The organism is Saccharothrix sp. NPDC042600, assembly GCF_040647305.1.
Classification (GTDB): Bacteria; Actinomycetota; Actinomycetes; order Mycobacteriales; family Pseudonocardiaceae; genus Actinosynnema; species Actinosynnema mutabilis.
This window is the reverse complement of the sequence record NZ_JBEZBW010000009.1, coordinates 103,854-124,422: the sequence shown is the minus strand read 5'-3', so window position 1 is coordinate 124,422 and position 20,569 is coordinate 103,854. Positions and strand designations below refer to the sequence as shown.

Below are 20,569 nucleotides of genomic sequence, written 5' to 3'. Positions count from 1 at the left end.
CTACGGCTCCCCGCGCTGATCCAAGACGGCCCGCACCGTGCGGAAGATGTAGTCCTCGACTGCCCGCAGGGTGCTGAGGTCTTCCTGGTACTGGGCGTGCAACCGCTGGCGTTCTGCTGCCAGCGTCTCGAACTCGGCGTCGATGTCGGCCTCGGCGGCGGCCAGGCGGTCCTGCCAGTCCCGCCAGTCGTAATAGCGATCCCGCATCACGGTGTAGAGCCAGCGGCTCACGATGAGGCCGACGACGACGTAGAGCGTGATGTCGAGATGAACCAGCAACCACTCGGTGCCGCCGCCCACGAGCGAGGCGACGAGCAACAGGACGACGAGGCCGACGATGACGACCATGGCGCGGCTCCTTTAGAAGCCATAGCGGCTGAGGATGCGCTGGGTCGACTTCTTCCACAGGTCGAACAGGTGCAGCGCCATGTCTTCAGCGAAGGCGTTGTCCTCCGTCAGCGCCAGGTCTTGCAGGATCTTGCCGAGGTTCCCGGACTGCCGGGCGATCATGGTCACCAGGGCCTCGCCGTAGGCCAGTTCGTCCGAGGCCAGCACTGCCCGGCGGGCCGCCTCAAGCCGCTGGAGATATGCCTGTAGGTCGGTCTCAAAGGCCGCCAGTTTGGCGCGTCGGGCCAGCTCCCGCCGTTCGAAGAACCCGGAGTAGCCCAGGTAGGGCTTCACCAGCTCGATGGCATGGTCGAGTGCGTTGATGGTGTTACGGCGGATGACTTCGGCGGCCTGGCGCGGGACGGGCTCATGGCTCATCCGACTCACGCTCCTTGGGGCCCGGCAACGGGGGTTCGTCGACCAGTTCTGCGTCGGCGGGTGGCACCAGTTCCTCAAGGGGCCACAGACCGGGTTCATCGGGTACGGGGAGGCGCTCCGTCGTCGTTGGCGTGGTCCGGTCACGGCGGACTTGGCGCAGCCGGTCTTGGACCGAACCGGTAGCTGGGGACGGACTTGCGGGAGCGTCCGGCTGGTGGTTCCCCTGCCGCCACCGCCCGGTTCGGGCGGCTTGGGCTTGCCGGGCTCGCGCCAACGAGTCCCGAATGGACTGTCGTTGCTCCTCCTGGGCCTGGCGGGCCTCATCCAGGCGTTCCGTGATCCGGTCCAGTGACTCAGCTTCTCGCTCAGCGCGGTAGGCGTCGAGGGGAGACAGGTAGGGGCCGTACGTACCGTAGGAGCTGGCAACCCATGAGGTCCAGCCAGGCGTGTTGTGGTCGTTCATCGGGGTCTCCCGGCCCGGGTCGGTCATCGGTTCGGGGGCGGCCAGCCGGCGTAGACGGCTAGGTTGTTGAACAGTTGGTGGGCTTCCGCCCGCTGGACGTCCAGTCCCTTGCCGTCAGCGCCGCCGCGCACCCAGAAGGTGCAGTCGCTTACGAGCTGGCGGGGCGGCGTCCATCCGGCGCGCTGCGGGTCGGCGGCGGCGCTCATGATCATCTGGCAGGTCGTCTTGAGGTTGCCAGCAAAACCGTCCATCGTGTTCTGGACCAGCAGCATGACGCCCGAACAGGACTCGGCCACTCCGGCCGCACAGGTACCAGGTTCTGCGGTGGGGACCGTACTTCCGACTGGCGACCTGGTGGGTGGGGCACTCGTCGCCGGGGTCGCGCCCGCGGTCAGAGAGGCTTCTGGCGTGTGGACCGAGGCCGTCAGATGGGCGCTCCAGACGGCGAAGGCTCCGGCCGCGAAGGCAGCCAGGACGTAGGTGGGCCAGTACCCCAACGCCGTGCGTCCTCGTTCCGCTACGCGCTTGCGGTAGCCGGCGTACCAACCGGCCGCGAGACAGAGGAGACCGCCCGCTACGAGGTAGGCCGGAACTGGGCCGACCATGGGAGCTTCGGCCGGTTGAAAGATCGTCCAGGCTCCGAGCGCCAGGCCGAGCGGCACTGCCGCGAAGACTGCCCCGACGGTTGCGGTCACGGTCTTCTCGAGGCGGGCGCCGTTCCAACCCGGTCGTCGGGGACGGTGCAGCCCGCCTTCTTCGGCTGTCATGAGTTGGTCCTTTCCCGGAGTCCGCCGCCGCGCTGGCACCCACCTCCGCCCGGCCGCCACCGGGCGGAGGTGGCCCGCTCAAAGCGGGCGCTGGGGCGGGGCGTCCGCGCGTGCCCGCATCACTTTTCGGCCGTGGGCGCTTCGCCGACGCTGAAGTCCAGGTAGCCGCTGACGACGCCCGCGAGGATCAAGGACACGAGGCCCCAGGCAATCAGGCGGTCGGCAGGCTTGAGCTTGGAGATCGCTTCGATGGGGAGCGCGTCGGTGAGGCTCTTCACCACGTTGGCCTGAACTGCCTCACTGACAAGTGAGGCTTCGGCCGGGTCTACGCCGGCAGCGGCGGTCTTGGCCGCGGCGACTGCCGCCGCCCGCTTGATCTGAAATGTAGAGACTCGGTTGAAGATCATCATGCCGGCCCCGAAAGCGATCAGCACCAACCCGGCGATGCCGAAGCTGAGCGTCAAAAACGATCGCATGGCCTACCTCCTTGCGAGGTCCTGCTATGCGGGGAGTGTCGGTTCCTCCGACCCCTGCGTTAGCCGCTTCACCCGATCGAGTTAAGTCTGCGGAGGCTGCTGTCGCCATACGCTACGAGCGAGACCTGTCGGGCCGACACTTGCCGAGGCGGTTGCCACAGGGCGCGGCGCGAACGGTAGCGGGCCCTGGCAATGTCAGACGACGCAAACTTCATGGCGGATGCGATAGTCCAGATAAGAGGTGGAGTGGCAGGTCGCCCGCGCCCGTGAAGCCTGAGTATGACGCCGTCGGGAACCGAGGAGACGCTGTGAACCGACCCAATGAGCGCATGATTCGAGACCCGCTCTACGGTTACATCCGCATACCGGCTCGCCTGGAGCGGGTCCTCGATCACGAGCTGGTTCAACGTCTCCGACGTATTTCCCAGACCTCATGCGCAAGTAGTGTCTACCCGTCAATGACGGGAAGCCGGTTTATTCACTCGTTGGGTTCGATGCACCTCGGCCAACTTGCGTGGGACGCGATCTGGCGCAACTCGCCAGTGGATCTTCGCCACGACTTTATGAGGGCCGTGCTCAACGATGTACCTTTGCCGCCTGTGACGCACCCGGCTTCGGAGGAGACTCGGCCAGCCGACGAGGTCTTCGCATCGCTGATGTCTGATGCAGTTGCTTGCCTCGCATTGCTGCATGACATCGGACATCCACCGTACTCACATGCGCTTGAACCGTTCTACAAGCAGTACGTGACTGAAGAAGTGTTCGAGCCGCCTTTGATCGACAAGTTCGGCGACATAAAAAAGCATGGTGGCAAGCAGTTCCATGAGGTCGTCGGGCACGCACTGGTCGAGCAGGTAATTGAAGAAAGCGAGGTTGACAAGCCGCTTCGGTCACTCATTCTGCGTCTCAATCGTAAGGATCGGCCTGGCGAGGAGGCGCCCCCGTGGGTGATCGTGCTATACAAACTTGTGTCCGGCGAGATTGATGTTGACCGCCTCGATTACCTGATGAGAGACGCGCAGCATGCTGGCACCGAGTTCGGTTCGATTGACTACCTACGTCTGCTAGATTCCCTCACGCTCTATAGGGCAAGTGCGGCCGGAACATTGGAGGTTCACCTGGGATGGAAGGCGCGTGGAGCGGCGGAGACACTTCTTGTGCAACGTCTTCAAGGGTACAGATGGATCCTGTTCCACCCTTGGGTCGTTGCGTCTGATCTCTTTCTGCTTCGGGCGCTTCAGACGATGATGCACTTGGAATCGGACCGTAACGTCGACGACTGGATTAGAAGGCTGTATCGAAAGCTGCGGCCGAACCTAGACTATGTCACGGTGCGGCAGTGCTCCCGTCAATTTGGCGATGCACTGGCGGCTGTAGAGGCTGAATTCTCGCGCACCCATAAGCGGCTGAATGCGTATGTCAAGCTTCGCGGCGTTCTCAGTGTTCCGCAAGCCGGGAATGGTATTCGTGCGGCAGTCGACGATTCAACCGTTCTGCAGTGGCTGAAGGACGGCACTCAACTCGCCCGACAGCTTCTCGGTGCGCAACTTCTCAATGACACAAATGGCATGACTGCTGCTAGGCGGCTCGTGGCCTACCATGATGTGGTCGTTAATAGGCGTAAGCTGTTCGCATTCGCGTGGCCAGCCTACGAGGACTACGTTCGTTTCGCCAAGCTGGTAGTCAGCGACGAGGTTCGGCGTGCCGTCCGGGATGAATGGGCGTACCTCGGGCGGCGGATCGCGAATGCTGACACTCGCGAGAAATTCAGCGCGTTCAAGGCTGGTCTCCCGTCATCTCCGCTCCGTGTTAAAAGAGTTGTGTTGCTTAATCATCTGGCGGAATACGCAATCAAGGACAATGCCGAGGGATTCAGTGCCGACCTGAATGACCGCGTCGGCGCACTCGAGGGGTATTCAGATGGGTTCTGGGAGGTCGTCTTTAGGAAGTTCAACGCGCTCAACAAGGAAGACAAGAGTACCCAGCTATCCCGTCATGGGCGACTGAAAGGCTTGGCGGCCTCAAGTCCGTTGGCAAGGTCTCTTGTCGGTGCCGAGCAGGAGCGCATTAAGGTATTTACATTCTTTGTAACTGTGCCACAATGTAATAGTGGGAATGCACCTGACGGTGGAAGCCTGTCCTCGCTGAGCGCAGCCATGTGCGATAAGCTTAAGGACGTCTTCGGCGACCTCCTGTTGGAGCACTACCGCAAGGCCCTTCAGGACGAATTTCGATAACCGCAGCGAGTTGCACTCGCCCCTGACACGTTGAGGGGCGGGTTGTCCGACCCCTCTCGACAGAGGAGGTCGGTATGGCCGACATGCAAGACCCTGGAAGAATGACTTCCGTTGCCACCGGGGCCTATCACATCGCCGTGCGCGACTACTTCGTGAGTGTCGGTCCAGACAAATGGTTTAGGCGCGGCGATGTCGAGGACGGTGCGATGAAGCTGTTCCACGCCGAGCGTCTGCACCGAGGGTGGCCTGAGCCGGATCACATCTTGGGCTTCTACTTCGGCAGGATTGGCCGCAAGGCGTACATCCAGGCCCACCCGACGGAGCCGAATATCTACCGCCTCGGGGCGGCTGGCCGTAGACTGATCGAGCGGTGGGCTACGGAGTCAGCGGAGGCCAAAGCTGCGTTCCGCCGAGACCATCCGAGGTAGCGTCAGCTATTTGCCCTTCTCTCTCGCGAGAGGAGGGCTTTTCATGTGCCTATTGCCGCTCGGTTGAATCGTTGGGTAGCTCACTGAGTCGGTCGAGGAGGTTGTCTGGGTCCTTCAGGAGCCGGGGGTTCTCCTTGAGGAGTTCCAGTTGGCGGAACGTCAGCTCGTGCACGATGACCGTTCCCATGGCCTTGATGATGAGCAGCTGCTCGATGCGCAGCACTAGGGCAGCAAGATCGTAGCCAGGCCGCACAAAGCGTATGAGTGCGTGGCGGCGGCGGACGGTTCGTCCCATCCGCGGAGCGACGTTGAGGCGTCTGCATCTGTGTGCATCTCACTGTGGAGGCTGGTAGTTAGCGCGGATGTGTCTTGTCAGGAGAGCGGACAGAGCCAGCCAGGGCTGTGGTCAGTCGATCATGACCGGCGAGCCGCCAGCCATCGTGAAGCTTTGAGTGACGCGGTACATTGCGGCTGCGTGCCGACCTGTCTACTGGTAGACACCTGGTGCGTAGCACGCCAACGGCCGAGAAGCTGGTTGACAGGGTGGCAGCCCTGCCGGCTTCCCGGCCGCGGCGCGGTCCTCACCTCCTGCGCAGCCTCTTAGCGGCGGAGTGGAGACCAAGCGCGAGAAGCCCGGTGGTCGTCACTGCGATCGCCGGGCTTCCGTCTGCCAGGACCGGCACCACGATGGTGGTGACGTCCATAGCCACGCCCAGGCCATCCAGCAACCGAGCCACCCGCGCTCGGCATCTCCAAGAGGACCCTTCGACGTTCTTCTGTTCGTCCAACGGGAAGCCGGTACCTCCTGACCCTCGCCGGAGGGGAACCTTGGTGGTTCATCGCGGCCTCCGGCAAGCTCGTGCCGGCGCTTAGAGCGGGTCCGGAGGGTCGGCCGGAACGATCAGCTGAACCTCGTGCGGGAGACCCTACAACGCCGACTATGCAGGCCACAGAATTACGCCGTACGGAGTAAGGCTCCCTTCCGGAGGGTATTAACTACGAACAGGTGACCATTTCGGGCGCAAGGTGGGCCACGCTTGCAAGGGTCTTCGGGCCCCTCGCGTGCTTCGCGAACGTCCACAAGCGTGGTTAAGGCGGCGCTCCTGGAGCACGAGTCGGTTGCCCAGTTTCTGCAGGTCAATAGGGTCAGGGGTGCAGTTGCACCCTGTGGGCTCCACCGGTCTTTACGTGAGCACTGGGTCGGCAGATTAGCGGGTGCGTCTGGCACTTTCTGCCCTCAGGTGTATTTGATGGCCCGACCATGTCCACCACGAAGCTCACCTCAGCGTCGTGTGGTCACTAGGTCGCACCGACGGCGGGTTCCGGGATCCGCGGTGGGTGGCGGGGCTGGAGGACGTGGCCTAGTCGCCCGACGGCACCCTGCTGGCCGCGTTGTCGGAGGACCGCGTGCTGTGGGTCCTCGACAGCCGGGACGGGCGCATGAGGCCGAGTTCCTGCTCGACGAGAGTTGAAAGCCGTCCGGTGGGTGGCCGCCGACCGGCAGAGCCTTGAGCCCACTAGCAACCCACCAGGCACCACTACCCTGCGGCGATCGCGAGATCGACGTGCTCGTGGCTCAGATCTGGGACGTTCAGGCAAGGACGCGCGAGCAGCGTGACGTCGAACGTCCGTCCCTGACTGTCGTAGGTCACGCGCCCCTCTCGAGTTGGTTGGGCGGGTGTCGAGTGACGGCCAAGGAGTTGGAGGTCGTTGGCCCGCCAGGGACTCGTGGATCGACGTCTGCCGGGTAGTAGAGACCCGTGGGGTGACTGGAGTCGTCACCGAACCGTCGCCGGAAGCGACTCGGCCTCGGTGGCGGGGCGGGCCGTACGTCATCGGTGGGACTCGTCGTGTCGCTGGTCGGGGTGGCGGGTGCCTGACTCTCTACTGGTTGTGCTCGCCGGAGTCCGGCGATGGAAAGGCCAAGCCCAACCAGGCCCACGAAGAAACCCAAGACGCTCGCTAGCTTGTCGGCCTGGTCGAGGCCGAGCACCACGAAGAAGACTCCGAGCCCTATCAGGCTAAGACTGCCGATGATGATGGCGAGTAGTTTCCAACGCCTGCCCACCGGAACATCGTGAGGCAAGCCGTTGCTCCAACCAAGACATCGAGCGGTATTCCGGGTCAGCTGGACGATGCCGCCGATCGCGTCAGCGTCCGGGTGATCCCGTGCCGGGCCCGCACGACTGCGGGGTGGCCACCGGCCCGCCTCGGTTGGGTGGGGCCTAGTGCGACCTGCCCTGCCTTGACCGCATCGAGAGAGGCGGCCCATGGCTAAGCGGTACTACAAGGCTGACTCCCGGGCGGCACTCGCCGCCTTCAGCGCTGGCACCTGCTACTGGCCAGGGTGCGGTGAACAGCTTCTTCGATGGCAAAAGGGGAGATACTGGATCAGGCTCGACATCGCACACATCCGCGCGCTTCACCCAGGCGGTCCGCGCTACGACTCGACCATGACTGACCAGGAGCGCAACGACTACCCCAACCTGATCTACCTCTGCCGGGTGCATCACCGCATCGTCGACGAAGGGGACGGCTCGGCCTACCCCGTCGAGTTACTGCGCCAGTGGAAGGCTGAGCGGGAGACCGAGGGGCAGCGACGTCTGCATGCTGAGTCACCCGTGACCATCGAGGTCTTCGAGCAGGCCACCGTGGAGGCGATGCAACTGCGCGATGAGCAGGTGGAGGCGATCGGCCAACGCCTTGAGCGCACGGACCAGGAGGCGGCCCGGCTCATGCGGGAGGTGCGGGACGAGTTGGAGGAAGCCCGCCGCAGCGGCTCCATCATCAACGTGGACGCCGCGGGGATGCTGAGCAACGCCGCACATCAACTTCGAGGCCTGCGGGATAGTTCTGCCCTCTTGATACAGGCGGCTGAGAAGTTGGGCCAGCTGAGGGATCTTCCCCCTCAGCTTCATGCTGCTGCCGACCGCCTGGGCAACTACCGCTAGGACCGTCGTGGGGTCCCCTGGCCGCCGCCAGGCTGATCGACACGTGGCCTGCGTGTCCAAGACTCAAAGCGTTCCTGCGCGACGAAACCCCCTTGCACCCTTGCCAGCCGGAGTTGGTGATGACTGAGGCGGCTGCCGGCCGTCCGGAGACGGCGCCCTGGGCGCTTGACCGGATTCGCGCTGAGCTGGCCTTGGTCACCTTGACCTTCATGTGCGACCGCGAGATGAACTTCGATCAGATGCTTTGCGGTGTCGCGACTACTCGTCAACAGCTGCCTGCTGTTGGCTCGTTGGTGCCGGTATACACCACGACATCCGGAACGTACCCGCCGGTGACGCCGTTCCACAGATTGCTCGTCAGCCCGGCGGGGGCATATGTCACAGATTCTCCGTACGCTGTGCACAAGATCTCGATGATTGCGCCCGGCTCGAGGTGCCCGACGATGGGCGCGTCGAGATAGGGCTCCTCGTAGATGTAAACCGCCTCCACTACCTCCCCGAGTGGTATCGGGCTGTCCGGGAGGGGGACGGCCGTGGCGGTCGTCTCGCTGGTCGTGGTGCTCGTAGGCGGTGAGTCCGCAGCCGGAGCGGTATTGCTGGTCAGCTCCGTGACGGCCAGGGCGAACGCTATGATGACCAGTACCGATCCGACGACGAAGCAAGGGATTCGGGTCATCCGGCCAATCCGCGGCACGACCGAACCGGAAAAAGTGAATCCGCCACCTACGAGCGCTGCGACAATCAGCAGGGCTCCCGCGAGGCCGAGAATTGCTGCGAGCACAGAACTACCCCCTTTGGTGAGGAGAGTCACGAGAAGTTCGGTGACGCTTCAACGAAGACGCTTCACTTGTGGTCCCGTCATCAATCGCCGACAGGTGCCAGCGACACTCCAAGATCACGTTGGCGCTTGGTGACCACTCTGCTGTGACTCAAGCCGGGGAGCCGGCTTCTCTCTCTTGGATACATGATTGTTTCGACGGTGAGGGCTGGGCTGCCCGATCAACTCTCACGAAGCAAGTGTCTTCGGCCGTTTGGGCCGCAACAATACGTACCTGTACGTACCCTGGGCGACGCTTGCTCGACGGCGTGGAGGGGGCCGATATGATCAGCGATCGGCACGTGCGATGGATGGACCTGGTTCGTGACCTGCTAAAAGCGCCGCTGGTGAAACTTCCTCATAGTCTGCTGTTGACCGAACTGGCGGACACGTTGGGGGCCAAAGCCGGTTCGTGGATCGTTCGGAAGTCAGATGGACATGTGGACTACCGCTTGTGGGCCGGGGTGCCGGATGTACTTCCGGAGGATGAGGTGATCTTGTGGATGCAGGCTCACATCGACGAGCACCCGCTCGTGAACTGGTTCGCTGTAACGGGTGACCCGGCGGCTCAGACGCTCGGCCGGGTGCCGGCAAGCCTGGTGGATGTGCGCTACGAGGCGTGGCGGGATGTGCTGGGGCCACTAGAGGTAGAACACCAGCTATCCCTCCCGCTGTTGTTACAAGGCCCAGCCTTCCGGACCTTCGTGCTGGTGAGCCAGGGCGGAGACTTCACCGACGAGGACGTGCGTCTGGCCCGGACGGTCCAGGGCCTGCTCGCCGGGTTGGAACGCCAAGCCCACCTCCTGGCGCGCTGGCTGCCTGCGGAACAGCGGGGGGAGTGCGACGTGGCGTTGACGGGGCGCGAGCTGGCGGTGCTCGGCCTGGTGGCGGGCGGGCTGACGGCTGGCGCCATCGGGCGGCACCTGATGATCTCCCCCCGCACTGTGCAGAAGCACCTCGAGCATGCCTACTCGAAGCTCAGAACGAGGGACAAAGTGTCGGCCGTGCTGCGGGCCCAGGCCCTTGGCCTCCTGCCTCGCCAGTCCGATGGTTCCCACACCTAGGCGAGCGGGACAACAACCAGCTCTGTGCGAGTGTCCGACTCCCGCCTTGGCAGCCCATGGAACTCATGGCCGAGGCACCGCGGACCGGCCAGTGATCCTGCTTTCGGGTCTTGGGCTGACATGGATCTCCCGACACCCTACGCAGGACCGAGGTGAGCGTTTGGTGCTGAGCCGCGCGGTTGGGGCATTTGCGACCTCGCCACCGCCGGGACACCCGACCGAGTGTTAGACCCCAATCCAATTTGGTATAGATGCAAAGTTGTTTATACGCTCAGGTCGCTGGCCGATCACGGCCGCGAGCCCAGCCGGAGGGGGCGTCATGGGCAGCTGAGCGCACCAGTGGTGACCAGAAGCGGCAGCCCCGGGGACGCTTGGTCCTGGGCCTGCAGCGCTCCCTTCATGGTCTCCAGCTCACGGTCACCACGCCGACCGGCTACAGCCGGTTGGACGGCTGTCAGCGTCGGTCGGGGTGGCGCTGTTTCCGGTGCACGGCAGCTCCGTTGATGAGCTGCTGCTTGCAGCCGACGCCGCCCAGCAGGCGGCGAAGCCGGCCAGCCACGGCCAGGTGGGTCGTCGCGCCGGTGGCGCCAGCCCTCGACATGCCGGCCCAGCGCACCTGACCTGCGCCGACATATTCCACCCGGCGTTGCATGATCGTTAATGCTTAATTCGGTGTGACATCGAATGAGCCGGAGGGCATCTGCGCTGGTAGGAACGCTGAGGGCTGATCATCGACCGATCCGAAAATTGTTGGACGTCTAGGACAACGGTGTATGGTCGCAACGATCGCACCTTGGGCTGCCGACAGCCCGGGGCGCGACACGCCAACGGCCGAGAAGCAGGTCAACGGGGCTGGCACCCCGCTGGCTTCCCGGCCGCGGCGGATGGTCACCTCGTCTTGCGCATCCCAGCGGCAGCGACTTGGAGACCGATGGCGAGAAGCCCGGCGGTCACGAAGATCGTCGGGCTTCCATCGTTCTGGCCTGACGCCACGACCGCGGCGACCTCCATCACGACACCCGAGCTACTCAGGACCTGGGCAACTCGTCTGCGTGACCACCGTGGTTCCGGTGACTCCTCGGGGTCCTGCGATTCGTTCAACGGCCAGCCTCCTGACCCACGCCGGAGGTGGACCCCGGGAGGGGACCGCTGTTGCCTCCGGCGAAGCGTGTGCGAGAGCCAGAACCACCAGCGGGTCAGGAGAAGCGGTCAAGACGATCAACCGAACCTCGTGGGCAAGACCCTACAGCGCTGGCCGCGTTGATTGGTGGTGGTGGCGACCGGCGGATAGATCAATCACCGACCCTGCACCTGCGGATTGCGTCTAAGTTGGCGTGGCCATCAGCGACCACGGCGTCCTTACCGATGTCCCGCAGGAGTGAAGGAAGTCATCCACCCCCGCTCTACCAGCACTAATGCGCCTAGTCCCGGTCGGGTGCTGGCGCGAGGCCAAAGCTGTCGCCCATCTCGTACTCGACGCTCGACCTGCCCGGTCGTGCAGCGAAAATCTTCTGGTCAACTCTGACCAACGGCTGAGGTTGCCTCCGGCACCGGAAGATCCGGGGGTTACACCACAGCACGGCTGTCACCAGCGAGAACAACACGAGGTCGACACCCCAGGCGACGAAGCAGTGATCTTGGGCGGCCCGAGCCAGACGGCGTCGACGCGGTAGACCTCGTTGTCAGTGCGTAAGTGGCCATACGGGTAGACCCCGACGTGCACCACCAACGAGGGCCTCAAGTGAAGAGGGACCTTGCCGCCGCAGGTTCGCTTGAGGTGGTTGTCGATCAGGGTTGCTGGTCGACAACCAAGGTGGCGCAGGCCCTTGAGAGCGTTCGCAGATCGCTACGTGCGCATCACAAACAAGCTAGTCGAGCACGCTCCCGCTGCTGTTCTCTCAGGTGGAGTGGCGCACCCTCGATGACCGCCCAGTTGGAGGCGGCCCGCCTAGCGGCCAGGTCGCACAGGGCGCGGCCGTTCTCCAGCACGCTGAGCGGCATGGGTTCCGGTCAGCCGGCGCGAAGCAGCTGGAGCGCCGTCGACACGGTGTCGAGGAGGGTCTCGCGGACGGGGTCGCCGCGCCGCCAGCCGACATAGATCAGGTACCGGTTCCGGTCAGCCGCCGGACAGTCCGGTGGCGCGCCCAGCACGACCTTGCCGCTGCCGATGTCCAAGCCGAACTCGACGTTGGTCGTCAAGGCGGGCATCCAGACCATGTCGCGGGGCACGCAGAACAGGATCGCGGTGGCGCTCGCCCGTGCGGCTGTCTCCCAGTCGCTCCACCGAGAGCATCCCTTCCTCGCTGGCGGATACCTGCGCACAATGCAGTGCCCGCTAGCCATTACCGGCGGGTGTACCTAAGGTCTGCATCGGTGAAATCTGCATTAGTGAGATCTGCGCCGGTCAGGTATGCGCCGAAGAGGTCTGCTTTGGTAAAGACTGCGTTGGCGAGATTCGCTCCACTGAGATTCGCTCCAGTGAGGGTTGCTTGGGTCAGGGTCGCGCCGCGGAGATTCGCGTTGGTGAGGTCAGCCTCGAGGAGGTTCACCTGGGTAAGGGTCGCGCTGACGAGGGTTGCTCGGGTGAGGGTCGCGCCGTGGAGGGTCGCGTCCGTGAGGTCCGCGGTGGAGAGGTCCGCGTTGGTGAGGTCAGCCTTGAGGAGGCTCGCGCCACGAAGGTTCGTGATGGCGAGGTCCGCGCGGGTGAGGGTCGCGCCGTGGAGGTTTACGTCTGTGAGTTTTGTGCCGCGGAGGTTTGCTTCGGTGAGGTCCGCGCGGGTGAGGTCCGCGCCGGTCAGGTCCGCGTTGGAGAGGTCCGCGCGGGCGAGTTTTACGTCGGGGAGTTGTGCGAGAGTCAGGCATGTCCGGGTCAGGTTGACGCGGGTGTCCCGGTCGTGGCTAGTGTCGCGTCGGCCGAGGACGGTTAGGGCGGCTTGGGCATCGGCGGTGGGACTCTCTGGACAGGGCGCGTAGCCGAAGCCGCCGGGACCGTACGGTCGGGGCGCGGCGCTTCGGACGAACGCAGACAGAGCCTCGATGACGGTGGGCTGGTCGCGGGGCGAGTCTCGGGCCAGGCGTTCCAGTGCGTAGATCCCGCCCAACCGGGCCTGGAGGTGATCGGCACCCGCCCTGTCGAGCTGGTCGACCGCCTTGGTGAACCGGTCGGTCAGCTGTCCCTGCTCGGTCACCGCGTTCTGCTCCCGGGTGGCCTCCAACGACAGGCCGGTGAACACCACACCGGCCCCGGCCGCCACCGCCGCCAGCAACGACGCGACCGCAGTCCAGTTCCACACCCGCCGCGGACCTAATCGTCGTCTCCGTCCGGCCGGTGCGCGTAGGCGCATCGGCCGCACAACCCGAGACGACGCCGACGACAGTGCCCGCCGGGGGCGGGGGGTGCGGTGGATGCTCATCCTTCAAGGCTCGCATCACGCCCCGGCGACGTCCCACGTTTTCGGACCTAGTTCGCGGATCGCAGGCGGTTGCGCGGGAAGAAGTGCTTCGGCCGATCGTTCGGGAACGACGGGCGCGCGCCGACCGGTGGTCGCGGTTCGGTCCGGAGCGACCAGCCGACCGGCTCGACAGCGGTGTCCAGGTAGGGCGATGGCGCCGGTTCGGGTCGCAGGTAGTCGGTGCTGTGCTCGGCCAGAGGGTCGGCGGCGACCTTGCGTCAGATCTCGAACGAGGTCACTGAGCTGACCACCAGCGCGGCGGGGAACAGTTCCATCTTGTGTGACCAGTCGCGGATGAGGACACGGTTGAGGCCGCGGTGGTGCAGCAGGGCGTCGCCGCCAGCGGCGGTGTTTCTGGGCCAACCAGTAGGCGGCGAGTCGGCGCTTGTTGTCGCTGTCCTTGGCGGGCTTGACGAAAGTGGTGCCGAAGGTGCGCAGGCTGCGGTAGTCGGTGTTGGGCAGGCTGGGCGGCTGGTGGCAGTCCTGCTCGATCCAGTGCGCGATGGGATTCTTGCTCAGCGCCGGGCGGGATGCAGGTCAGGCCATTTGCGTGGGCGTCCGGCGAATGATCATTGGCTGGAATATTTGTGCATCGAGGGCTAGGTTGACCGCACCAGGCGTACATCACGTGCAGCTGGTGTAGACGCCAACGGCCGAGAAGCCGTTTAGCGGGGCGGCAACCCTGCTGGCTTCCCGGCCGCGGCGCGGGTCGTCACCTCCTGCGGCGCCACCTAGCGGCGGAGTGAAGACCGAGAGCGAGAAGCCCGGTGGTCGCTGCGATCACCGGGCTTCCGCCGGTCAGGAGCGGCACCACGATCGTGGTGACGTCCATCCCGAGGCCCAGGCCATCCAGCAGCCGAGCAACCTGCTTTCCCGATCTCCATGACGATCCCTCGGGGTCCTGCTGGTCGGTCAACGTGCCTCCTGACCCTCACCAGAGGGAGACCTCATCGGGTCCGCTTTGAAGCCTCCGGCAAGCTGGTGCCGGCGACGGGGCAGCGGGTCAGGAGAGCCAGTTAAGTCGATCAGCCGAACCTCGTGCGGAGACCTTAACGGCGGCTGGGCGCCTTGCGGCACGTACCGCACAGGGTTTAGTGCCATAAGTGGGTAGTTTTCGCGCACCGAATCGCGTGATGGCCGTCATAACTTGTGCGAGTGGACTCGTTGTTGCAGGTCGGTGGGTTGCAGGTGTAGCTCGAGGGACTGCTGAGAGCCAGCCCGCGCGGTAGGCGTCACCCGTGTGCCGGGTGTCAGGTCTGGTACTCCTTCGTCGCCATGCTCACTCGGAGCCCGAGGGCGCTTACCTGCGCGAACCGCTATCCTGGTACTTGTGCGGCGGGTTCTCGACGGCGGTGGTCGCGGACCACCGCGATTTCGGCTCTCCTGCGAAGAACGCACAGTCCTGGAGTAATCCAAGTGCAGGTGGCAGAGCAGTAGCCATCGGGATGATGCTGTGGACCGCCGCCGTGCTGTAGCCGAGACCGGCGGTATGTGAGGTCGCGGTCGGAGTCGTCCACGTAGAGCTGGTGGTTGAAGTCGGGGGTCGAGTCTCGGGCCGGATCAAGGGCTCAGGGCGACGCGGTCGGCAGTTGCTTGGCGGTTTCGCGTTGAGCGATGAGCAGCGGCGGCAGCAGCTGGCTCAGCGCGATGGCCACGGTCTCTTCGACGGTCTCCTCCCGCCGGGAGATGATGCGCTGGAGCAGACTCAGGATGTGGTAGCTGGAGACGTCTTGGGCGGCCGGGAACTCGCGGAAGACGCCCTGGTCCTGGCCGTAGGCCACGAGCAACGTCAGCGAGGTGGTCCAGCGGGCCAGCATCCGCACGTCGTTCGGATCAGGCACCGGCGGCCGGCCGACTTTGACCACCTGCTCGGTGACCGCGGCCGTCAGGGCGATGGTCAGTGGCAGTTCGCGGCGCATCACCATGACCGCGGCGCGGATGTGGTCCTCGACCGCTTCGATGGGGTCGCGGCCCGCATCGACGTCGGCTTCGGCCGCCTCGGCCAGCGGGTCGATGAAGGGTGCGTAGACCCGGCCGATGAGTTCCTGCTTGCCGCCCGGGAAGTGGTTGTAGGCCGTGGCAGGGCTGACGCCCGCAGTCTTGGCGATGTCCTCGATGCGAGCTTCGTGCCAGCCGCGGCGGAAGACATCGGCGGCCGCTGCGAGCAGCGCTGCCCGACTGCGGGCGCGCTTGGTCTCACCGCTGCGCTGCCGGGCGTCATCGCTAGGAAGTCGGACCACCTCAGCAACTATAGGCAGCGCCAACTTGGGCAGCACTTAAGGTTGCCCTAGGTTAAGGGGTCCATGCACTCCGACCAGGCAGCCATGCTCCCGCTGACCGCTCTCGACCAACGGGTGTAGCGCCATCTCTGCCGGACTAGATGATCTCGGTCCTGGTCGTACTTGCCAGTGCAGGAGGAGGCTCTTGATCTGTCGAACGTATTCCCGCTGGCGCGTCAACCTACTGGTCAGTCCTTGATCGCCACGTATGGGTGATATTTCGTCCGCTTCGCTTCTCCTGAAGCCATATGGCCGGTTACTATTCGGCACCTTCCGCGGCACTGGGGCTTCATTTGTAGGTGATGGCTATGGTCATGGTACGGCGACGTCGCCTTCTCTTGATCGCTATATCGGCAACTTTGGTTGCCTGCTCGGGTTCGGGTGACGAGGGGGCTGCGACCCCGCCGACAAGCCCGATTTCTGCGGCCTCGTCATCGCCTGCTCAATCGACATCGAGCGCTCTGGAAGCTCCAACGGCGACCCCTGCCGGCCCTACGGGACCGTCGACGGTTAGACCGTCGACGCCTACGCGGAGCTCCGTCATACAACCCCCAACCTGGACACCACCGCCAGAGGACCCTCAACTTGAGCCGCCCTCATCCGACCCTGGTCCGGTGGTCATCTTGGGCGGTCCCAACGTCCCTAATTACAATCCCTCGAATCACTGGCCGGACATCTTGGCGTACGACGACTTCCGGTATGGCTGTAGCGGCCTTCTCAATCGGAATACAGAAATCCCGATCACTGTTATAGATGTCGGGATCATAGACTTCAACTCCGGCGTAACGCCCTTCAGTCTGTCGACGGACTGGGATGCTTGTTTCGAGTTGAATTACAACAAGGCGCCGCATGATCCAGTATTTGATGAAGGATGTCCTGGACGCACGTTGTACCCCGCGCAGCCCGGTACTGCATCAGCTCGAGGGTGCTTGATTCTGGTTCATGTCGGCCCTTTCGATGGCTCATCAAGGCAGGGTGCGCTTCGACTGGCATTGCAGGCGACATGTACAAATCCCAACGTGGACCCCTGCGGAAGGTTGCCTGTCGGATCGGAGACTCCCACTCCCGGTCACCCGATCGTGGTTCAATGGACGATTGATCATACATTTACGGCCCAGCAGCGCTCGGGTCCAAGAGGTCAATAGGGGGAGGAGGTGCCGCCATATCGTCAACAGTCGGCGCGTCCACCCGACAACGATCGTGGTGAAGCGGGGTTGCAGCGTTTGCAACTTTTCGCCACGGTAGCGGCGCCGACCACCATTGCCACTGCTCTATTGTTCTACTTCGGTTATGTCGCCACTTATGCGCGCTATAGGTACTTCAATGTCGAGCTGTCGGCTTTGAATTTGACGACACCGGAAGTCCTTCTTCACGGTGTCGAAGCAATTTTCGTGCCGCTGGCCGGTCTCGTTGGGGTGTTTATCGCCATCTATGCCGCAACCCGGACCGTCCGGTGGCTGGTCAGTCGAAGGCGGTTGCTGCTGCTCTTGAACGTCGCCGGCTGGGTGTCACTCGTTGCAGGCGCCTGCGCTATCGGGCGCGGACTGTACGGGATAGTTGTTCCCAGTGCGTCGGCGTCGGAGTTTCCGGGCACGTCTGCGGTGGCACTCGGGGCCGGGCCAGCTGTGACAGCCGTGGGGGTCTGGCTGATCCGCGCTGCTCGTAATGGTCGGCCACCGCAGCCGATGAAACGGATGGTCTATAGCATATTGGCCGTTGCCGCCGTGCTCGGCTTGTTCTGGGCGGTCAACAGCTTCGCTGCGGCGTACGGAACCGGGCTTGCCAAGACCGCTGCGGTTCGAATCACGACAGATGTGCCCAAGGTAGTGCTCCTGACCAAGGAGCGCCTGTATACGCTGCCGCCTGGGGTTGTGGAAACGGTGATCGAGGATAAGGGCGTCGCCGAGGGGGATGGAGCGCCCGAGCGAAATTTCCGGTACGACAATTTCCACCTGCTGATTGAGGCGGATGGCCGCCTATTTCTTATCACGGCTGAACGCTCAGGGCGAGGCGGTACATTGGTCGTCCCGTTTGACGATAAGGTCGTCCTGCAGTTCGTGCCCAGCGGGTAATGGCTCTGCGTGACCCAAATAGGCAACTATGCAACCTGTCCTAAGTTAGACCTCTCACGCCAGCGGTGGGTGCAGGTGCACTTTGTTGCACTTCATGCGCCGTCACGGCAACTCGCTGGAGTCGGACGACTCCATTCTGTAAGACGTCGAAGAAACCCGTGGGTGATCGTCCACCCATGCGCGAGGTTGTTACGTGATCGGCGCTATCCGAGGCCGAATTGAGATCACCCATTTGAGTGAACGCACTTAAGGGCGATTGGGCTGACCCTTTAGGGCTACGGGGCAGGAAGCGACAGCCTCGTCAGGCTCCCTGAAGGAATCGCCATGACCACTCCCACGAACGACGGACGTTCGAACGACGTCCTCAAGGCGACGGTGTTGCGCCACTTGGATGAACTGCCCGGCCTCAAGGCCGAACTGGAGGACGACGCTGCGGCTGTGGTGCGGAAGGTCGCGCCTGGGCGGCCGGAGTACCGCACGAGACACGACCGTGGGACGCAACCAGCCGACCTACCTCCGCTGGAGAAGGCGGCCAGACAGCAACTCGAGACCTACGTCGACGACTGCCGTTCCGCGGTCGCGGCGTTGGAACAAGACCCCAACGCCGAACTCACCGATCACCAGCGGACCAGCCTGGAGATCATCGTGTTGCCGATGGCCCGGCCGGCCATCCTCGTCCAGGACGGCAAATTCTTCCCGACTCCGGAGCCGTGGGGCCAGGCGTTGGAGAACCAGCGGTCGGCGATCGAGGCGATCCTGTCGAGCGTCGGGCGGATCGAGATTGCTGGCCACCCGACGCATGTGTGGCTCGGCACGGGCTGGCTCGCCGCAAGGGACGTGGTGATGACCAACCGGCACATCGCCGTCGAGTTCGCGCGTCGGCAGGGTTCGGGTTGGACGTTCGCGCCGGGCATGCGCACCTGGGTGGACTACAACGAGGAGTTCTCCACGCAAACCCCGGAAGAGTTCCAACTGATCGACGTCATCGGCATCCACGGCACCCTGGACCTGGCCCTCTTGCGCTGCGAACCGACAGGCAACGGCGCCGCAACCTTGCCGCTGCCACCACCCCTGCCGATCGCCAGCCAGCCCGACATACGACCCGGCACCGACGTGTACGTGGTGGGTTACCCGTCTTTCGACTCTCGCAGCGGAGACCCGGTTGACGTGCAACGCATCCTCGCCGGCATCTACGACGTCAAACGCCTCCAGCCGGGGAAAGTTCGTGCTGTGTTCCCGGACCGTCCCGAGCTGCTGCACGACTGCTCGACGATGGGCGGCAACTCCGGCTCTTGCCTCGTCGACCTGTCGACGTCTCAAGTGATCGGCCTGCACTGCGGGGGCCGTCGCCTCGAAGGCAACATCGCGGTTCCCCTGTGGCTACTGACCAACGATCCGCTGATTCTGAAGGCCGGGATCGAGTTCACCGCGGCGGTGCGGTCGTGAACGCCACCGTTCTCGTCATCCACGGCATGGGTAACCGCGTCAAAGCCAACTTCGAAGGCACCGTGGCCGCCCTCGGCCAAGCGGTCGACCTGCCGGACATCGCGTGGGTGCCCGTCTACTGGGGTGACCTCGGCCCGGCGACGACCGACTTGCTGTGCGTGCCGCGCCCGAGCGACCGCAACGACCTTCCCGTAACGGAAGGGCTCGACGCCGCCGGTCTGGCTCTCGAGCTGGTAGCCCCGCAGCAGGTGCCGGTCCCGAGGGAGTCAGCGGAATCAGTCTTGGCTCGCACCGACATCCTCGTGCGGGAGCGTACCGGTGCCGCCCTGCCCAGCCGCGTCGCGCTGTCGGTGGGAACGGCCCTTCACGCCGCCGCCGACAGCCGGGACGAAATCCGACCCGAGGTCGCCGAAGTCGTGGCGGAACTCGTTGTCAGCTGGCCGCCGGTGGACAGCGGCGTCGTCGAGGAAGGCCTGATCGACCGGTTCACCGGCGCCTTGGCGCGCGTCGCTCAGGCCATTGACCGAAGCCTGGGCCAGGCCATCGGTGACACGGTCGAGTCGCTGCTGCGCGGAGCCGAATCCGGCCTGGACAGGATCGCAGCCAACACGGTGGGCGACATCCTCACCTACGAAGCCGACGGCCGGCGCATCCGCGGTCGGCTCGACGTTGCCTTCCGGGCACATCGCCAGGCCGACAGGCCCATTCACATCGTGGCCCACTCCCTCGGCGCCCTGGCCGCCGCCGAGTGGCTGCTGGGCGCCGCGGTCGAGCTGGACGACCAGGACGCGCCGACCCCGCTGGCCGAGCGGCGGATCGACCGGCTCGTCACCTTCGGCTCGCAGGTGCCGCTGTTCGCCGAATTCCACGGCCTGCTCAGCGAGAACGGCGACCGCCATCCCGCCGGTGTGTTGCCGTGGCCGTTTGCCGAGCGCGTCGGTCACTGGACCAACGTGTGGCACCAGTTCGACCCCGTCGCCTTCGTCGTCAACCGCACCATCACCCCGAAGAACGCCGAAATCGCCGACCACCGCCTGACACTGGACCACGTGCCGCGCAGCATCGGTGAGCTGGCGACCGCTCACTCGTCGTACTGGAAGGACCGCAGGTTCGCCGCGAAACTGGCGGCACTGCTGGGGTCATGAGTACAGCCTGAGCTGCCACTCGTCGAAGGCGGCACGCGTCCGCCAGCTTCACTGCGGCTTCTGCGACCTTGCCCTGCTCGCGCAGCTTTGCGGCCCCAGCGGCAGGGGGCGAAGCCCGCCGTGCACTCAACCGCAGATCATCGAGTCGATCCAGGTGTGGCGGGAGCTTCTCGTCCGGGACTGGCGGAACGGGGTGATGAGTCATCT

At 64.5% G+C, this 20,569-nt stretch carries 17 protein-coding genes; 7 read left to right on the top strand and 10 right to left on the bottom strand.

All coding sequences use genetic code 11. From position 1 onward, the window contains the following. The 4 genes from AB0A74_RS09725 to AB0A74_RS09710 form a co-directional block, all read right to left on the bottom strand. Positions 1–348 (bottom strand): hypothetical protein, encoded by a 348-nt coding sequence (locus AB0A74_RS09725; RefSeq protein ID WP_358248413.1) that lies wholly within the window; start codon positions 346–348, stop codon positions 1–3. 12 nt (positions 349–360) lie between these two features. Beyond that, positions 361–765 carry a hypothetical protein gene (locus tag AB0A74_RS09720; RefSeq protein ID WP_358248412.1) on the bottom strand — a complete coding sequence of 135 codons (405 nt, stop codon included), beginning with the start codon at positions 763–765 and terminating at the stop codon, positions 361–363. Between the two features lie 486 nt (positions 766–1,251). Continuing rightward, entirely contained in the window at positions 1,252–1,995 is a 744-nt protein-coding gene (locus AB0A74_RS09715; protein ID WP_358248411.1) for a hypothetical protein, read from the bottom strand. Positions 1,996–2,114: 119 nt separating this feature from the next. Then, the gene (locus tag AB0A74_RS09710) at positions 2,115–2,471 is read right to left on the bottom strand and encodes a hypothetical protein (protein ID WP_358248410.1); all 357 of its coding nucleotides are present in this window, start codon (positions 2,469–2,471) and stop codon (positions 2,115–2,117) included. Positions 2,472–2,779: 308 nt separating this feature from the next. Here AB0A74_RS09710 and AB0A74_RS09705 point away from each other — a divergent pair, with 308 nt between their 5' ends. Both AB0A74_RS09705 and AB0A74_RS09700 read left to right on the top strand, forming a co-directional pair. Continuing rightward, a complete protein-coding gene (locus tag AB0A74_RS09705; RefSeq protein ID WP_358248409.1) occupies positions 2,780–4,708 on the top strand; it encodes a hypothetical protein in 1,929 nt (642 codons plus the stop codon). Between the two features lie 74 nt (positions 4,709–4,782). After that, positions 4,783–5,136: a hypothetical protein gene (locus AB0A74_RS09700; RefSeq protein ID WP_358248408.1), complete on the top strand. Its 354-nt coding sequence runs from the start codon at positions 4,783–4,785 to the stop codon at positions 5,134–5,136. 49 nt (positions 5,137–5,185) lie between these two features. Here AB0A74_RS09700 and AB0A74_RS09695 read toward each other — a convergent pair whose 3' ends face one another. Next, complete coding sequence (locus tag AB0A74_RS09695; RefSeq protein ID WP_358248407.1) at positions 5,186–5,359, bottom strand: hypothetical protein; 174 nt, start codon at positions 5,357–5,359, stop codon at positions 5,186–5,188. 2,230 nt (positions 5,360–7,589) lie between these two features. Between AB0A74_RS09695 and AB0A74_RS09690 the strand changes: the two genes are divergently transcribed. Further along, on the top strand, positions 7,590–8,087 hold the full coding sequence (locus AB0A74_RS09690) for a hypothetical protein (RefSeq protein WP_358248406.1): 498 nt from the start codon (positions 7,590–7,592) through the stop codon (positions 8,085–8,087). Positions 8,088–8,352: 265 nt separating this feature from the next. On the opposite strand, the gene AB0A74_RS09685 is transcribed toward AB0A74_RS09690, so the two are convergent. After that, the gene (locus tag AB0A74_RS09685; protein WP_358248405.1) at positions 8,353–8,898 is read right to left on the bottom strand and encodes a hypothetical protein; all 546 of its coding nucleotides are present in this window, start codon (positions 8,896–8,898) and stop codon (positions 8,353–8,355) included. A 263-nt stretch (positions 8,899–9,161) separates the two neighbouring features. On the opposite strand from AB0A74_RS09685, the gene AB0A74_RS09680 reads away from it, so the two are divergent. Then, positions 9,162–9,968: a helix-turn-helix transcriptional regulator gene (locus tag AB0A74_RS09680; protein WP_358248404.1), complete on the top strand. Its 807-nt coding sequence runs from the start codon at positions 9,162–9,164 to the stop codon at positions 9,966–9,968. A 454-nt stretch (positions 9,969–10,422) separates the two neighbouring features. On the opposite strand, the gene AB0A74_RS09675 is transcribed toward AB0A74_RS09680, so the two are convergent. The 4 genes from AB0A74_RS09675 to AB0A74_RS09660 all read right to left on the bottom strand — a co-directional run bounded on the left by AB0A74_RS09675 (position 10,423) and on the right by AB0A74_RS09660 (position 15,660). Next, positions 10,423–10,620 carry a hypothetical protein gene (locus AB0A74_RS09675; protein WP_358248403.1) on the bottom strand — a complete coding sequence of 66 codons (198 nt, stop codon included), beginning with the start codon at positions 10,618–10,620 and terminating at the stop codon, positions 10,423–10,425. A gap of 1,358 nt (positions 10,621–11,978) precedes the next feature. Continuing rightward, positions 11,979–12,197 carry a hypothetical protein gene (locus AB0A74_RS09670; protein WP_358248402.1) on the bottom strand — a complete coding sequence of 73 codons (219 nt, stop codon included), beginning with the start codon at positions 12,195–12,197 and terminating at the stop codon, positions 11,979–11,981. 113 nt (positions 12,198–12,310) lie between these two features. Then, entirely contained in the window at positions 12,311–13,261 is a 951-nt protein-coding gene (locus AB0A74_RS09665; protein ID WP_358248401.1) for a pentapeptide repeat-containing protein, read from the bottom strand. A gap of 1,727 nt (positions 13,262–14,988) precedes the next feature. Beyond that, entirely contained in the window at positions 14,989–15,660 is a 672-nt protein-coding gene (locus tag AB0A74_RS09660) for a TetR/AcrR family transcriptional regulator (protein WP_358248400.1), read from the bottom strand. Between the two features lie 1,253 nt (positions 15,661–16,913). Between AB0A74_RS09660 and AB0A74_RS09655 the strand changes: the two genes are divergently transcribed. The 3 genes from AB0A74_RS09655 (at position 16,914) to AB0A74_RS09645 (ending at position 20,362) form a co-directional block, all read left to right on the top strand. Continuing rightward, positions 16,914–17,771: a hypothetical protein gene (locus AB0A74_RS09655; RefSeq protein WP_358248399.1), complete on the top strand. Its 858-nt coding sequence runs from the start codon at positions 16,914–16,916 to the stop codon at positions 17,769–17,771. 324 nt (positions 17,772–18,095) lie between these two features. Further along, positions 18,096–19,217, top strand: coding sequence for a serine protease (locus tag AB0A74_RS09650; RefSeq protein WP_358248398.1), 1,122 nt, complete (start codon positions 18,096–18,098; stop codon positions 19,215–19,217). Beyond that, a complete protein-coding gene (locus AB0A74_RS09645) occupies positions 19,214–20,362 on the top strand; it encodes a hypothetical protein (RefSeq protein ID WP_358248397.1) in 1,149 nt (382 codons plus the stop codon). Before AB0A74_RS09650 ends, AB0A74_RS09645 begins: the two co-directional genes overlap by 4 nt. The last annotated feature ends 207 nt before the right edge of the window (positions 20,363–20,569 follow it).

Coding starts and splice junctions, on each gene's coding strand:
- AB0A74_RS09725 (WP_358248413.1), bottom strand. CDS start 348: ATGGTCGTCATCGTCGGCCTCGTCGTCCTGTTGCTCGTCGCCTCGCTC.
- AB0A74_RS09720 (WP_358248412.1), bottom strand. CDS start 765: ATGAGCCATGAGCCCGTCCCGCGCCAGGCCGCCGAAGTCATCCGCCGT.
- AB0A74_RS09715 (WP_358248411.1), bottom strand. CDS start 1,995: ATGACAGCCGAAGAAGGCGGGCTGCACCGTCCCCGACGACCGGGTTGG.
- AB0A74_RS09710 (WP_358248410.1), bottom strand. CDS start 2,471: ATGCGATCGTTTTTGACGCTCAGCTTCGGCATCGCCGGGTTGGTGCTG.
- AB0A74_RS09700 (WP_358248408.1), top strand. CDS start 4,783: ATGGCCGACATGCAAGACCCTGGAAGAATGACTTCCGTTGCCACCGGG.
- AB0A74_RS09690 (WP_358248406.1), top strand. CDS start 7,590: ATGACTGACCAGGAGCGCAACGACTACCCCAACCTGATCTACCTCTGC.
- AB0A74_RS09675 (WP_358248403.1), bottom strand. CDS start 10,620: ATGCAACGCCGGGTGGAATATGTCGGCGCAGGTCAGGTGCGCTGGGCC.
- AB0A74_RS09650 (WP_358248398.1), top strand. CDS start 18,096: ATGACCACTCCCACGAACGACGGACGTTCGAACGACGTCCTCAAGGCG.